The sequence below is a fragment of the Chryseobacterium caseinilyticum genome (genome assembly GCF_014837145.1).
In the GTDB taxonomy this organism is placed as follows: domain Bacteria; phylum Bacteroidota; class Bacteroidia; order Flavobacteriales; family Weeksellaceae; genus Chryseobacterium; species Chryseobacterium caseinilyticum.
Genome location: NZ_JACYFS010000001.1, coordinates 973,097 through 988,279 on the forward strand (window position 1 = coordinate 973,097; position 15,183 = coordinate 988,279).

14 protein-coding genes are annotated in these 15,183 nt (G+C 37.3%); 7 read left to right on the forward strand and 7 right to left on the reverse strand.

From position 1 onward, the window contains the following. Positions 1–70: 70 nt before the first annotated feature. From IC610_RS04660 to IC610_RS04670, 3 genes are all read left to right on the forward strand, one after another. Positions 71–1,255: an MFS transporter gene (locus IC610_RS04660; protein ID WP_191735450.1), complete on the forward strand. Its 1,185-nt coding sequence runs from the start codon at positions 71–73 to the stop codon at positions 1,253–1,255. 21 nt (positions 1,256–1,276) lie between these two features. After that, on the forward strand, positions 1,277–2,065 hold the full coding sequence (locus tag IC610_RS04665) for an NUDIX hydrolase (protein ID WP_056079422.1): 789 nt from the start codon (positions 1,277–1,279) through the stop codon (positions 2,063–2,065). An 81-nt stretch (positions 2,066–2,146) separates the two neighbouring features. Beyond that, positions 2,147–3,325 (forward strand): acyl-CoA dehydrogenase family protein, encoded by a 1,179-nt coding sequence (locus IC610_RS04670; RefSeq protein WP_191735451.1) that lies wholly within the window; start codon positions 2,147–2,149, stop codon positions 3,323–3,325. 62 nt (positions 3,326–3,387) lie between these two features. On the opposite strand, the gene IC610_RS04675 is transcribed toward IC610_RS04670, so the two are convergent. From IC610_RS04675 to IC610_RS04695, 5 genes are all read right to left on the reverse strand, one after another. Continuing rightward, on the reverse strand, positions 3,388–6,090 hold the full coding sequence (locus IC610_RS04675) for a PD-(D/E)XK nuclease family protein (protein WP_191735452.1): 2,703 nt from the start codon (positions 6,088–6,090) through the stop codon (positions 3,388–3,390). Beyond that, complete coding sequence (locus tag IC610_RS04680) at positions 6,087–6,629, reverse strand: DUF922 domain-containing protein (RefSeq protein ID WP_191735453.1); 543 nt, start codon at positions 6,627–6,629, stop codon at positions 6,087–6,089. Before IC610_RS04680 ends, IC610_RS04675 begins: the two co-directional genes overlap by 4 nt. Beyond that, positions 6,630–7,037 (reverse strand): hypothetical protein, encoded by a 408-nt coding sequence (locus IC610_RS04685; RefSeq protein ID WP_191735454.1) that lies wholly within the window; start codon positions 7,035–7,037, stop codon positions 6,630–6,632. A 63-nt stretch (positions 7,038–7,100) separates the two neighbouring features. Beyond that, a complete protein-coding gene (gene rsmG / locus IC610_RS04690; protein WP_191735455.1) occupies positions 7,101–7,736 on the reverse strand; it encodes a 16S rRNA (guanine(527)-N(7))-methyltransferase RsmG in 636 nt (211 codons plus the stop codon). Positions 7,737–7,798: 62 nt separating this feature from the next. Continuing rightward, positions 7,799–8,620 (reverse strand): GLPGLI family protein, encoded by an 822-nt coding sequence (locus IC610_RS04695; RefSeq protein WP_191735456.1) that lies wholly within the window; start codon positions 8,618–8,620, stop codon positions 7,799–7,801. 158 nt (positions 8,621–8,778) lie between these two features. On the opposite strand from IC610_RS04695, the gene IC610_RS04700 reads away from it, so the two are divergent. From IC610_RS04700 to IC610_RS04715, 4 genes are all read left to right on the forward strand, one after another. Beyond that, positions 8,779–9,972 carry a pyridoxal phosphate-dependent aminotransferase gene (locus tag IC610_RS04700; protein ID WP_191735457.1) on the forward strand — a complete coding sequence of 398 codons (1,194 nt, stop codon included), beginning with the start codon at positions 8,779–8,781 and terminating at the stop codon, positions 9,970–9,972. A gap of 246 nt (positions 9,973–10,218) precedes the next feature. Further along, a complete protein-coding gene (locus IC610_RS04705) occupies positions 10,219–10,851 on the forward strand; it encodes a peroxiredoxin (protein ID WP_056030238.1) in 633 nt (210 codons plus the stop codon). A gap of 122 nt (positions 10,852–10,973) precedes the next feature. Further along, entirely contained in the window at positions 10,974–11,279 is a 306-nt protein-coding gene (locus tag IC610_RS04710) for a thioredoxin family protein (protein ID WP_056079399.1), read from the forward strand. 11 nt (positions 11,280–11,290) lie between these two features. Further along, complete coding sequence (locus IC610_RS04715) at positions 11,291–11,539, forward strand: DUF6952 family protein (RefSeq protein ID WP_191735458.1); 249 nt, start codon at positions 11,291–11,293, stop codon at positions 11,537–11,539. Positions 11,540–11,880: 341 nt separating this feature from the next. On the opposite strand, the gene IC610_RS04720 is transcribed toward IC610_RS04715, so the two are convergent. Further along, complete coding sequence (locus IC610_RS04720) at positions 11,881–14,283, reverse strand: alpha/beta hydrolase family protein (protein ID WP_191735459.1); 2,403 nt, start codon at positions 14,281–14,283, stop codon at positions 11,881–11,883. 97 nt (positions 14,284–14,380) lie between these two features. Further along, positions 14,381–15,091: a DUF6261 family protein gene (locus IC610_RS04725; RefSeq protein ID WP_191735460.1), complete on the reverse strand. Its 711-nt coding sequence runs from the start codon at positions 15,089–15,091 to the stop codon at positions 14,381–14,383. Between the last annotated feature and the right edge of the window lie 92 nt (positions 15,092–15,183).

Consider the following 15,183-nt stretch of genomic DNA (forward strand, 5'->3'; position numbering starts at 1 on the left):
GATTATGAGAATACATATTCTTCAGATTTTTAATATTTTAAGTAGAAAAGTTAAGTAATTTAATCCCAAAATGGCGACCAACCTCCGTAAAATAACACTTCCACTGAAATTGACCTTCCTCATTTTCTCAATGGTTCTGAACTGTATGGGCATCATCATCCTTCAACTGTCAGAAGAAAATATTTCCTACGGTAAACTGGGACTTTTAGAAGCTTTTAAAGATCTTCCAATCGCATTCATTTCTATTTTTGCGGTAAGTTTTATCAGCAGAATCGGGACGAAAACTTCACTCATTTCTGCATTACTGATTGTCGCAGTATGTTCTGTAATTTTACCGTTTGTACAGGTTTTCTGGTTTTATAAATTGTGGTTTGCGATCATTGGTGCGTGTTTTGCGCTGGGTAAAATCTGCGTTTTCAATATTATTAAGAACAATATTTTTGATGAAAAAACTTTAACCAAAACAATGAGCAGTGTAGAAGCGTCCTTCATGGTCGGTATTTTTGTTGTCAACACAGGTTTCGGATGGCTCATTTCAAGCCAGTACGGTGAATTCTGGAAATTTGGTTTTTTTGGAATTTCGCTTATCAGTTTTTTGACCGTTTACCTTTTTTTGAAAACAGAAATCACCGAAACGGAAAATAAAAACATTCCTCTACTACCCGATCTTACAGGATTCGGAAAACCTGCATTCACTGCTTTTTTTGGACTTTTGTTTTTCATTGTGTTTACCGAACAGAGTTTTAATTCCTGGTTGCCTTCTTTTTATAAAAACCATTTGGGTGTAGATTCGTTTTTTGCACTTCAGGCCACATCATTTTTGGCAGTTTTCAGTTATTTGGGCCGGATATTTACGGCACAGATCATCAGACGGTTCGATTTGTCAAAATACTTTTACATCTGCGTTTCTATGGTTCTTCTGATTCTGTTTTTGATTATTGCAATCCAGTTTTTCAGTAATGGAAAATCAGCAATCTTAATCTACATTTTTCCGGTGATCGGTTTCTTTCTTGCACCGCTTTATCCCGTTGCCAATTCAAAAATGATTTCTTCCACAGATAAAGAAAAAGTGAATGTGCTTACTTCCGTCATTGTAATTTTTTCATCTTTGGGAAGTTCTGCAAGCTCTGCACTGATTTCGGTTTTGTTTCAAAATCAAATGCTGAATTATTACGCGGTCTTCATATTTTTGGCGGTAATGACAGTTTTTATCTTCGGATTTTCATTTTTTAAAGCAATTAATCAAAAATATTAGAAATAATTTTATTTTTACAGCATGAAAACAGATCACAATAAAAATATTGAAACCCTGAAGCAGCTTATCGACAGCAAAGATTTCATTCCAAATCTTTCGGTAGACTGCACTATTTTTGGTTTTCATGATGGTATCCTGAAAGTTTTACTTTTAAAATATCATGATCTTGATCTGTATTCCCTTCCGGGAGGTTTTGTTTTTCTGGATGAAGATCTCAGGGATGCTGCAGCAAGGGTTTTATTTGAAAGAACGCATCTGAAAGACATTTTTCTGGAACAGTTTCACACTTTTGGAAGAATGAGTCGTACAGAAAACAATGTGCATAAAACATTAATTCAGAATAAAGGTCTTGATGTCACCGAAAATCACTGGATTCTGCAGCGGTTTATCACTGTGGGTTACTGTAGTCTGATTGATTTTTCCCTTGCCAATACCTTCCCCGATGCCTTCAACGAAACCTGCGCGTGGTTTGAGGTAGACAAGCTTCCGCAGATGGCTTTTGACCACGACAGAATCATCAGGTCAGGACTGGAATTTCTGCGGGATAATATTGACACTCAGGTCGCCGCATCCAATCTTCTTCCCGAAAAATTTACCATGAAAGATCTGCAAAGCCTTTACGAAACAATTTTGGGTGAAACATTCAGAAGAAACAATTTTCAGCGCAAAATTTTAAGCATGAATATGCTGGAAAGGCTTGAAAAACTGTATGACGGGTCGGCAAACAAAGCACCTTACCTCTATAAGTTTATAGAAAAATACCATTCAAAATCAAAACCTTACACTTTTTTGGAGGAGGATTTTATCTGAATTTTGTATTCTTTGCCTTTAAAAACACATTATTTTTTTGTCACTGTCTAAAAAATCTTATTTTTAGAAAAACAAAAATTTATGTCATATTATCCGCTTACCAGCATACCAGATTATTTTGGAATTGATGCTTTCCTCACCGATGAACACAAGCTCATCAGACAGTCTGTGCGTGACTGGGTTGAAAGTTTCGTGATGCCGAATATCGATCAGGCTGCACAAAATCATACTGATCTGCCAAATTTAATGAAAGAACTGGGGAAAATCGGAGCTTTGGGACCTTACATTCCTGAAGAGTACGGTGGTTCCGGGCTCGATCAGATTTCTTACGGTTTGATTATGCTGGAACTGGAAAGAGGCGATTCTGCGGTGCGTTCTGCAGCTTCCGTTCAGAGTTCTCTTGTAATGTTTCCGATTAATGAATTTGGTTCTGAGGAGCAAAAGAAAAAATACTTACCAAAATTAGCCTCAGGCGAAATGATTGGTTCATTTGGTTTAACGGAGCCTAACCATGGTTCAGACCCGAGTTCTATGGAATCGCAGTTCAAAGACATGGGCGATCATTATTTGCTGAACGGGGCAAAAATGTGGATTACCAACGCTCCCCTTTGTGATATTGCAGTGATTTGGGCAAAAAATGAAGAAGGAAAAGTGCAGGGACTCATCGTGGAAAGAGGAATGGAAGGCTTTACCACTCCGGAGACGCACAATAAATGGAGCTTAAGAGCTTCTAAAACCGGCGAATTGGTTTTCAACAATGTAAAAGTTCCTAAAGAAAATCTATTACCCAATGTTACTGGATTGAAAGGTCCATTATCATGTTTAAATTCTGCCCGGTACGGAATTTCATGGGGCGTAATCGGTGCTGCGATTGACTGCTACTGTACTGCAGTTCAGTATTCCAAAGAAAGAAAACAGTTTGGCAAACCTGTAGGAGCATTTCAGTTGCAGCAGAAAAAACTGGCTGAATTTTTAACTGAAATTACCAAGGCTCAGTTGCTTTGTCTTCAGTTAGGAAATTTGAAAAATGACCACAAGGCAAGTCCGGCTCAGATTTCTATGGCGAAAAGAAACAACGTGAAAATGGCGATTGATATTGCAAGAGAATCGCGACAAATCCTTGGTGGAATGGGAATCATGGGAGAATTTCCGATGATGCGCCACGCGGCCAACCTTGAATCAGTAATTACGTATGAAGGGACACACGATGTTCACCTGTTGATTACGGGATTGGATATTACTGGGTTTAACGCATTTTAAAGTGTAGAATTCAAACCTTCAAGGTTTTGGAAACCTTGAAGGTTTATTTTTTTTTTTACCAATTAATTTCCGGCAAAAGTCTTTACATTTTCCACAAAACTTATTTCAGGATTTAAAATCTCAAGAATTAAATTTTTAATGGAAACCATAGCATTTTCCAGATTGCCCTGTGCAAATTCCAGCGAAACTACTCCTTTTTTGGCATCTGCGAAACTCCATATTCCTGTCTGCACAGGAAGTCCCCAGAATTCCGGTAAACTCTGAACTACATACTGATACAGACAAAGCTGCATCGCCTGTTTCCGGTCTTCCCTGTGAAAATAATCATCCTGATTTAATTCATCAATTTTTACTGTCAGATTTTTTGTTTTAGCCGTTTTGTAATCAATGATTCTGATGGTTCCGTTCAGCTGGTCGATCCGGTCGATATAGCCGTAAAAAGATATTTTATCTTTTGATTCTTCATCAATATACAGATCTGCATTTTCAAATTTCCTTTCAATATCGATGATCTTCAGTTCATTTCCGCTATTCACCAATTCAAGATCGAAATTCAGAACCGCTTCGATTACTTTTTTGGCGATGGCCCTGTGAATGAAATTCATTCCTTTTTCATAGAATTCCGGCTGATGTTTCAGCTTTTCAATGGCTCCGTCAATATACTGATCTATTGCTTTAATTGATTTTTGTAAATCACTTTCTTTTAAAACTTTGCCTTTCAGTTCTTCATAAACATCCTGCAGTGAATAATGAACCAAATTTCCGTAATTTCTCACTGAAAGCTCTTCTTCGATTTCGTCAGTTTCAGAAGTGTTGAGAATTTTAGAAAGATAAAAATCTACCGGATTATAAAGATAACTCGTCAAATGGGAAGCTGAAACCCGCTCCTTCCAGTTCTCAAGTTTCTGCAGTACAGCTTCTGTTTTCTGAATTTCAATAGGCTCAGTTTTTATGGGCTCGCTGGTGTTTTCAATAATCAAATGTTCGATGTTGTGACTGCTCTCCATTTCAATCTGGGTGATGAAACGGCTCTTTTCACCAGTGTTTACGCCCGAACTCAATGCATTGTACAGCAGGTGCACATTCTCTGCATCCTGTATCAGACGGTAAAAATGATAGGCATAAATACTGTCGTTCTCCAGATAGGTGTGCAGTTCAAAATGTCTGCGGATATCAAAAGGAATATATGTATTCTGCGAATTTCCAAGCGGAAGTTTTCCTTCGTTTACAGAAAGTAAAATGACGTTTTTAAAATTGAGCAAACGTGTTTCCAAAAGTCCCATTACCTGCAGTCCTTTCAAAGGTTCGCCTTGAAAATCAATACTTTCTGTGTTGATATGCTGATTGATCAAAACCTCAAGCGTCTCCATCTTAATATCAAACTGATACGGAAGAATCTGGTTTTTTAGAAGTCTGAAAGCGTTTTCGAAGTGAGAAATATTTTCATATTGAATATCGTCGATATCCAGCCATTTAAGACCAACACAAAAGTCCGTCAGCAGGTCAAGATAAGCCTGAGCTGAATCTGCTTTCAGCAAAAGTTTAAAATAAGAAAGATCAGAAAGCAATTCCGAGAATAAATGTTTTGAAATATAAACAATATTCCTCTCCTCTATTTTCGATTTAAAATTTGAAATAATTTTTTCATCAGATTCAGAAGATGGAAGTTCTTCTAAAATCGGGTAAATGTCTCTATAATAATATGTTGTTTTATTCTTCTCAAGCTGTTTCTGAAGATAAAAAAGTTGTTTTACAGCATTTGAAAAAGAAAGATTTTTTAACGGAAAACCCATTGTAATATTCAGATGCTGCACAGAATGCATCACATCAAGACTCGCAGGCAGAAGATTTTCATCAAGGAGAACCACTGCGGTGTCAGAATAATCGGCATCGGGGCTTTCTTTAAAGATTTCAGGCAAAATCTTTGTCTGGGTGATATTTCCCGAAACTTCGTAAACTTTTATGTTTTTTGGCTGATTAAAATCGTTTTCAATCCACCTGAATTCCCGGCTGTCATTGAATTCTTTCCAAGTTTTGTGATCTCTCAGAAACTTTCCCGCTTCCTGTCTTTCATCGTCGAAATAATAACGGTCGCCCTGAAAATAACATTGCGCTTTATCCCACTGCAAAAGATTTCTCACAAGTTTTTCTTCAACTGGTGTAAAGGCATTGAAACCACAGAAAATAAATTTTTTATCGCTCTCTGTGGCATATTTTTGAATCTTTGCCGTCGCAATTTCATGAATCATCCCTGAAGTTGCCCAGTTTTTCTCAAGTAAAGCAGATTTTAAAGCCGGGAGGTAAATATTCATATTCCGCCAGAAGTTCAGAAACTTTTTTCTTGGAACTTCGTCGTCATCACCCAAATCCTGGGCCCATTCCTTAATACGCTCTTCATCAAACATGTATTGCAGAACGGCTGTATCACTGTCTGAAAATTTTAGAATATCATCCCAGTCTTTTTGCAGCGTGGGAAACCATTTCAGAAAATCCGAAAAACTGTCTTGCGGAATAAGATTGAGTTTTCTGTAAACGTCATAAGAAAAAAGCCATAGAGAAATCCCTTGAATAGGCTGCTGATCTACGATGTCTGTGATAAGCTCTTCCACCGTAAAAAAATCCGGCAAAAAACCGGAATACTTTTTTTCTTCGAGAATATGGCGGATGAAAACTATAGGTCTTTTCCCCGGCAATACAATACTGAATTTGGAAAGATCATTTTCCTGAGCCAGCAGTTCACTGATTATTTTGTTGAGAAACTTCAATTTTTCCGGAATTTATTTAATTTTTTAAGTTCTTCAGCGATAAAACTATTGTAATACATCTGCTTTTCTTCATTCAGACCGTGGTTGGTTTCGCTGTCGTATTTCTTCTGAAAGCTTTTATACTGAGCCAAATTCTCTTTGTAGAGAGGAACGAATTTATTTTGATAATCAAGTGAATTTTTAATATTTGCAGCAATCAACTGTCTCAATTTTCTGCCATAAACTTCAGCAATATCAAAATGTTTTTGCTCGTGTAACAGTACACGGTCACCCTTGATGTTATCAACTTTCCAGGATCTCTGAGTGTCAAAATACACTGAAACCTCAATGCTTACAGGAGCCTTGGGATTGGTAGTGGTTTCTGCAGAATATCCCATCCCAACATTGGCAAATGCCACAACCGAAAAGTCATGCCCGAGATTATCCCTGCTTTGAAAGTCGCTCCATGTCAGCTTTCGGTTTTCAGACCAATAAATTTTCTGTGCTGAAGCAAAGAAAAATGTTATTAAAACGAAAACGGCTGAAATTCTGTATTTCATTTATTGAACAACGATTGTTTTGGTGATGAACGTGTTATCTCCTGTCCAGAATTTAAAATTATAAGTTCCTGCAACTTTCGGAGCAAAATTAATCTGATTAAAACCTGTAAAGCTTCCCGCACCACAATTGGCATTGGTTTTAAACTTGTAAGCGGTCACATTTCTGTCGAAATCTGCGGTATGAACGTAATCATAACCATAAAAACCTTCGCACTGCTGCGTGAATTTCTGATATGTTCTGATGCTCTGAATATCAAAAACATTCATCGTATCGTTGACAATTGACACACTGTCAATCTTTACTTTTTCTACCGACTGTATAGTTTCGTAATCATCATCGTCATTGCATGATATAAAAGCTACGGACGAAATTACAGTCAGAATAAATATAGAAAGTAAATTTTTCATTACATTAAATTTTAATTAATTATTTTAAATTTTCAGCAAATATAATTCCATATAAATACTTATTTAAGAATTAAAATTGCCTTTTGATAGATATACCACTTTTTTAGTGTCATAAAATTCTTCTACAAAGTAATTTTTAAGACTGAAGATTTCACATTTCAGTCCTGCGAGTTCTTCAGCGAGTTCTCCGCCTTTCAGATAAAGCACACCATTGTGTTTTGCGTTGATCTGCTCTTTTTCAAATTTACCTTTCAGCCAACGGAGAAATTCAGGCATCTGCGTCACTGCCCTGCTGACCACAAAGTGGAATTTTTCTTTCAGTTTTTCAGCCCTTCCGTGAATCGCTGTTACGTTGGTTAATCCCGCACCTTCCGCCACTGCATTCACAACCGTGATTTTCTTACCAATAGAATCGATCAGCGTAAACTGAGTTTCAGGAAATAAGATTGCCAGTGGAATTCCGGGAAAACCTCCGCCAGTGCCAATGTCCAAAACTTTTGTTCCCGGAGCAAATTCCATCACTTTTGCGATTCCCAGGGAGTGCAGAATGTGCTTTTCATAAAGCGACTCCATATCTTTTCGGGAGATCACATTGATCTTTTCATTCCATTCCTTATAAAGTTCTTCAAGTTTTGCGAACTGTTCTTTCTGAACGTCAGTGAGATCGGGGAAATATTTTAATAATAACGCTGTAGACATCTTAAATAGTATATTTGAGCAAAAATAAAGTTTTTGATTTCTTAAATCAAGTTTAAAAGCAATTAATCTCTTTCAATCCTGTTTTTAGATTTGGAAAGTATTGCTGAAAGTGCTGCATCAAAATCTTTGGCTTTGGTAAGTCTGTCTTTCTTAATTGTGCTTGTATAGCCATCTTTCAGCTGTAGAACTACAGTTCCTTCTTTCGAATTGATATTCATATTATCAATTTCATCGGAAGCAAAACGATAGTCTGTCCACAGTTTTCTGAATTCTTTCTCGCTGATTTCCTTATTGGTTTTAGGCAAAAAACCATAGTTTGATTTCGTCTTTTTGATTTGAATTAAATTAAACTGATGGTCAAGTTCTGTGTCCTGAATCTGCACCACGAGCCCTGGAAGTCCTGAAAACTTGTATGGCCCGTCGCTTACAGGATAATCTTTGCTGAACCACGCCTCCCATTTTCTTCCTCTGTAATCCGCAACAGCTTTCTGACAGTTCACTTCACCAATCTTTTTAAATTCATTCTGAATTTTCCACACCGGAAATTTTTCTTCTCTGATGACAAGATTGGCAGTCTGGAACTTATCGTAAAATTTTATGCTTTTCGGGGAATAAATCTTGTGAACGGTGTAGGTAAGATTTCTGTCAAAATTTTTATATTCAGAAAACACCTTTGAGTCTTTCGTAGCAGCATAAGCCGAATCTTTCTCAAATTTTGCCGCGTTGTAAAAATACGATTCCTTTCCATCCGTATCAAGATTCATGTAATCAGTTACCAGTGAGTCTTTTATAATAACGTCCGGTCTGAATTTGTATTCATAAACAAAGCGGTAATTTTGTGCATATAAAGATGTTGTAATCAATAGCAGAAGCAGTCTCAGCATAATTTAAATTTTCTCAAAACTAATCAAAAATCTCTTGAAAGAGTGAATTTTTTAGATTTTAATGATAAATTTTCAGTTAAAAAATAAACAGATCTGTGATAATTTAGTTTTTAATCACGGTCATAATTTATATATTTGTTCGAAAGACAAAAAATTTCATGAATAAACTATCAGATAGAGTGAACAGACTGGGTTACTCGCAGACTTTTGTGATGTCTAACAAGGCAAGAGAAATGAAAGCCGAAGGCATCGATGTAATCAGCTTAACTTTAGGTGAACCAGATTTTGACGTTCCCGACAATATCAAACAGGCCGCTTTTGATGCCATCAACGAAAACTACAGCCACTACTCGCCCGTACCGGGATTTTTGGAACTCAGACAGGCGATTTCAGATAAATTAAAAAGAGACAATCAATTAGATTATAAACCTTCACAGATTTGCGTTTCCAACGGTGCAAAACAGGCCATCATCAATGTTTTGGCAGCAATTGTAAATGACGGAGATGAAGTAATTCTTCCTACACCATACTGGGTAAGCTACGACGAAATGGTAAAAATGATGGGCGGAGAATCTGTAATGCTTCCGACATCTTACGTTACCGATTTTAAAATCACGGCAGAGCAGCTTGAAGAAGCAATAACCGATAAAACGAAAGCCATTCTTTTCAGTTCGCCTTGTAATCCTTCAGGTGGTTATTACACTTACGACGAGTTGAAATCCTTGGCAAAAGTAATTGCAAAATATCCTCACGTAACGGTAATTTCAGACGAGATTTACGAATACATTAATTACGAAACCAAAACCACTTCCATCGCACAGTTTCCTGAGGTTTACGAGCAAACCGCAGTAATCAACGGAATGTCTAAAGCTTTTGCGATGACCGGCTGGAGAATCGGTTATTCGGCGTGTCCGGAATGGTTGGCTAAAGCCTGTGAAAAAGTACAGGGACAGATGACCAGCGGTGCCAACACTCTTGCACAAAGAGCTTCAATTGTAGCTTTAAAAACTGATCCTTCTGAGTATAAATATATGATTGATGCTTTCGAGCAGAGAAGAAATTTAATGTTTGAACTGATGAAGGAAATCACAGGTTTCAAGGTTCTTTTACCTAAAGCTGCCTTCTATTTCTTCCCAGATATCTCTTACTACATCGGAAAAACTTTAGACGGAACTGAGATAAAAGACGCAGACGATTTTGCGATGTTCCTTTTGGAGAAAGCGCACGTAGGCTGCGTTGGCGGAGTTTCTTTCGGCAGCCCAGAGTGCATCCGGTTTTCTTATGCAGCGTCAGAAGAAGAACTGAGAGAAGCGATGAGGAGAATTAAAGAAACTTTAGAAAAAGCGATTTAATATTAATTTGTTTTAAAATATATTTCAGATTTAGGTTTAAACTTAAATCTGATTTTTTTTGATAGATAAAAACTTTACTTTCGTAAGAATATCAAATTGCAACCAGCTGAACGGCATGAAATTCTGAAAATATCTGCTGTTGCATGTCAAAAATAATTATAGATTTTATTTATTAGATTACTTAAAATCAATAGACGAAAAGTAATATATTTGCACCAGAAAAATTTAAATAAAAACAAGAAAATTATGTCTTTAGTAGGAAAAAAATTCCCAAATGTAACGATTGACGCAATGTCTGAAATGGGTGATGATTTAAGAATCAATGTATTTCAGGAAGCTGCAGAAAACCAACAGAAAGTTCTTTTATTCTGGTACCCGAAAGATTTCACTTTTGTGTGCCCGACTGAGCTTCACGCTTTTCAGGAGGCTTTACCTGAATTCGAAAAAAGAAATACTAAAGTAATCGGTGCTTCTTGTGATACGAACGAAGTTCATTTCGCATGGTTAAATGTATCAAAAGACAACGGCGGAATCGAAGGTGTCACTTACCCGCTTTTGGCTGATACTCACAGACAGTTGGCAAACTTACTTGATATCGTAGATCAGGATCTTGATTTTGATGAAGAAGGAAATGAAGTTTTCACAGGATCAAACGTAACTTACAGAGCTACTTACCTTATCGACGAGACTGGAAAAGTATTCCACGAAGCAGTGAACGATATGCCTTTGGGAAGAAACGTAAAAGAATTCTTAAGAATGATCGACGCTTACACTCACGTTCAGAAGCACGGTGAAGTTTGCCCTGCCAACTGGGAAGAAGGAAAAGACGCTATGAAAGCTGACAGAACTTCTACTGCTGAGTATTTAGCTAAAAATTAAAAATTTTTAATCTAACAATGTAACAATCCAGCAATGTAACAATAGGATACCATGCGATAATATTGGTAAATTGTTACATTATTATATTGTTACATTGTTAAATTTTATTCTAAAATTTAACAATGTATACAGAATTAACAGAAGATACTTTGCAGAGCATCGTGGGCGATAACGAGAAAGTTGTTGTACAGTACGGAGCTACATGGTGCGGAAACTGCAGAATTATGAAGCCGAAATTCAAAAAACTGGCTTCGGAGAATGATGCAATTCCTTTTTTATATGTGGATGCAGAGAAACTTCCTGAAAGCAGAAAACTGGCTAAAGTGGATAACCTTCCTACTTTTGCCATCTTCAAAAACGGTGAACTGGTTAATCAGGTGCAGTCTAACAAAGCTGAAAGTTTAATTGAATTATTCAGCGAACTGTAAATTAAAATCAAATGAAATTACCGATTATCAGACAGTTTTTTCAGAATCAGACTCCTGAAAATTTAGAAAAAACTTTAGAAGTTCTTGAAAGCTTCACAGAATTCAGAGGAACCACCGAAGAAGATATGAATGTTGCCGGAGAATTGATCACCAACATTTGCGGCGCTCTGGAAGTTCACGCCAACGTACAAAACGGAATGAGCGAGAAAGATGCCTTAAACTTTTTTGCACAAAAGGTTTTAGGATCGATTGATAAATAAGACTTTACTTTGGCAAGCTCAGGATAAACTAACTAAAGCTAAAAGTGTTACAGTAGTAAAACAGCCCAGTATTAGAGATGTCACACTGAGCCCGTCGAAGTGTTCAGTGCAAGATGTTTTACCGATCTTAAAAAACACTGCCCCTGAAAGTTTAATCTTTCAGGGGCAGTTTGTTTTAAAAGCCGTTTTGAACTTATTTGTATTTTATCAAAATTTCCTTCGACAGGCTCAGGATGACACAAGCGTGATTTTGATAGTACTTTCTTGGCATTTTTCCACCCTTTAGGGAGGGGGAAAAGAAAAATGCTTTGAAAATTTTGTATTTAAATACTCTTTTACGATTATTTCTTCAGACACTTCTCCAAAAACTGATCCTGTTCCCAAAGCAAGTGCAGAATGTTTTCTTTGGCAACATATCCGTGCGCTTCTTTAGGCAGAAGAACCATTTTCACAGGTGCTCCCAGATTTTTTAATGCCTGAAAATATCTTTCCGTCTGCAAAGTAAATGTTCCGGGATTGTTATCTGCATCACCATGAATCAACAATAGTGGTGTTTTCATTTTATCAGCGTTCATAAATGGTGACATTCCGTTGTAGATTTCCGGTACGTCCCAATAATTTCTCTGTTCGCTCTGGAAACCGAATGGCGTCAGAGTTCTGTTGTACGCACCACTTCTTGCTATTCCGCAGGCGTAATCTTTGGAATGCGTCAGAAGATTTGCCGTCATAAAGGCACCATAAGAATGACCTCCTACAGCCACTTTTTTTCTATCGATGTAACCCAACTGATCCACGGCATCAATTGCTGCTTTTCCGTTGGCAACCAACTGAGTAATAAAAGTATCGTTCGGCTCCGTTTTTCCTTCTCCAATGATTGGGAACGCTGCATCATCCAAAACCGCATACCCTTTTGCCGTCCAGTAAACGAATGAACCATAATATGGGAACGTAAAGTCGTTCGGGTTTTGCGTATTCTGCCCTGCCGTATTTTTGTCTTTATATTCCGTAGGATAAGCCCAAATCAACAATGGTAACTTCTCTTTCTTCGCCTTTCTGTCATAATTGGCAGGCAAATAAAGGGTTCCCGTCAAAGTAACACCGTCATTTCTTTTGTAGGTAATCACTTCCTTGTACACATCTTTAATGCTTTCAAAAGGATTGGCAAACTGCGTTACCGGCTCAGATTTATTGGATTTGATATTCTTCTTAAAATAATTCGGATAAGAACTCGCCGACTGCTGAATGGTGAGAACATCGCCTTTTCTAGGATCAATAATATCGATGATTTCTTCCTTGGCATTTTTCAGATTTGAGGTGTAGAGTCTTTTCTTTTTTAATGATTTCATATCCAGTTCATCCACAAAAGGATGCTGACCGTCTTTCGTAAAGCCCGCCCCAATCAGGTAAGCCTTTTCCCCTTTCATATTCACCACATATCTTCCAAAATCATTTTTGGTCGTGTTGAAACTTCCAGGATCGCTGTATACATCCTGATAATTTCTGTCCTCAATGACTTGGGATTTTCCGTTGTTCAGGTCGATCAGATACGATTTTGTATTTCTTATGTCATACCAGCCTTCAGAAACAATGGCGTAATGATCGTTGGTCCAGCTCGTGCCTTCGTAACGCTGTTTGGTTTTAAAGAAAGACTTCGGACTTCCGTTAAAAGGAGCATCCAAAGTGAAAACTTCATCTCTGAACTCGACGGTTTTCGACTGATCGCCACCATCCAATGCTTCGGCATACACCAATGTTGCTGGCATATCGCTTCTCCAGCTCATGTCTCTTTTCCCCATTCTTACAGAGGAGAAACCTTTTGGCATAATTTCATTCAAAGGAATCTCATTGACTACTTTTACTACATTTCCGCTCGCGTCATAAACGGTTGAAGTCATTGGAAAACGGTTCAGAGGAACGATGTACGAATAAGGTCTCTTTATCGTAGTCGCCATCAGATATTTGCCATCAGGAGAATAAGACAGACCGGCATACAGATCTTTTTCCTTAAATTTTTTCTGATTTCCGTTAAGGTCTGTATGGAACAGTTCAGAACTCATCAGGTTGTCGAAATTCTTTTCGTCCTGAGGATTTTTAAGCAAATCCTGATAGGTTCTGTTCTGCGAAACCTTTCCGTCGGCAGTGGAAACAATCGGACCTGTCGGTAAGTCTTTTGAAGCGTCCATCAGTTTCGGTCTGTTGGCCGGAAGAACTTTCAGTAGGAAACTCTGAGAATCCTTCATCCATACGTAAGGCGAACCATAATTGGCATTCAGATTATCCTGACTGATTTTTTTAGCTGTGGCTGTTTCCAGATCGATCACCCAAAGTTCAACACCTTTGTCGGTGGTATTGGTAAACGCCATCCTTTTTTCGTCAGGCGAAAAACTTGTATTCGTGATTTTTGGATTCTGTGGCAATCCTTTCACCTGAACTTCCGTTTTATCATTCATCTTCCGCACTTTCAGATTGTTGATGTACGTTACTGAACTTGAAATATTGGTTACCGGATTTATTCTCAAACCGCCTAATTTCATTTCCTGCTGATTGAGATCATCAAGGGTCTTATACGTTGGTCTGTACACAAAAACAACCCAGTCTTTCTTCGAATTGGTCTGAACACTTGGCGGTCTCTCATAATCTGCCAGCTGCAGAATCTCCGCAGAAGGTTTCTGATAGCTGATATTTTCCTGCGCTTCATAAAAATTCAGAAAAGCCAGTAAACAGATGGTTAATTTGATCTTCATTATCTTTTTGATTTTTGACGAAATTAATGAAAAATTGTTTTTGTTGAATATTTCTTATAAAATAAAAACAGCCATTGTTATGTGGCTGTCTTCAGGGTTAATTAGAATTACCGTTGGTGTTTTCTTCGGAGGGTTTTTGCTGAGAATTTTTTGCTGCAGTTACAAACTCATTTATTTCAGCATACAATAATTTCCAGTCTTCGACAACCTTCATGGCAGTCAATATATTGATAAAAGATTTTAAAACTTTCTCTAAATCTCTTCGGATAGCTGTTGCGCTTTTCATTTGTCTCAAACTGGCATTGGCACCCGCTTGTTCGGCAAATATTTGCTCAAAAGCATCATGTTTAGATTTCATTTCATTCAAAGCCGGAACTAATGACAGTGTATTGACCTTTTGAAAGTTCTCTGGTTTTTCGAGATCCTCGAATAGTTTTTTCATTTGAGCAGACTGTGTAGAGTAACTTTCAACATCTAAACTAAGTCCGTACAGCTTAAAAATCTGATAAAGTTCTTCAGCATACAAATGATTAGGTAAGGTTTGCATTTTTCTGTAGGCATTGAGATAGTTCTTCAGAATTCTGAAAGCATGGTCTCTTTCTAAATCTGCACTTGCTACATTTACTCCTTTTCCACTGTAGATTTTTTTGGTGTAAACCTTGTCGTACTCTGCATACATTATTTTTAATTCTGCAAGTAAAGGATGATTGCTGATTACCGGAAAGTTTCCCGTTTCTGAAGAATTGATAATTCTCTGAGCAAGAGTAGCCAAATCTTTGGTACTCAATTTTGATAATGTAATTTTCATGTAATGTGTTTTAAAAGTGAATAATTCATTTACTAAAGAATTTAAATGTAAATAAATTATTGATTTGTTCCAAAAATTTTATGGGAAACAAG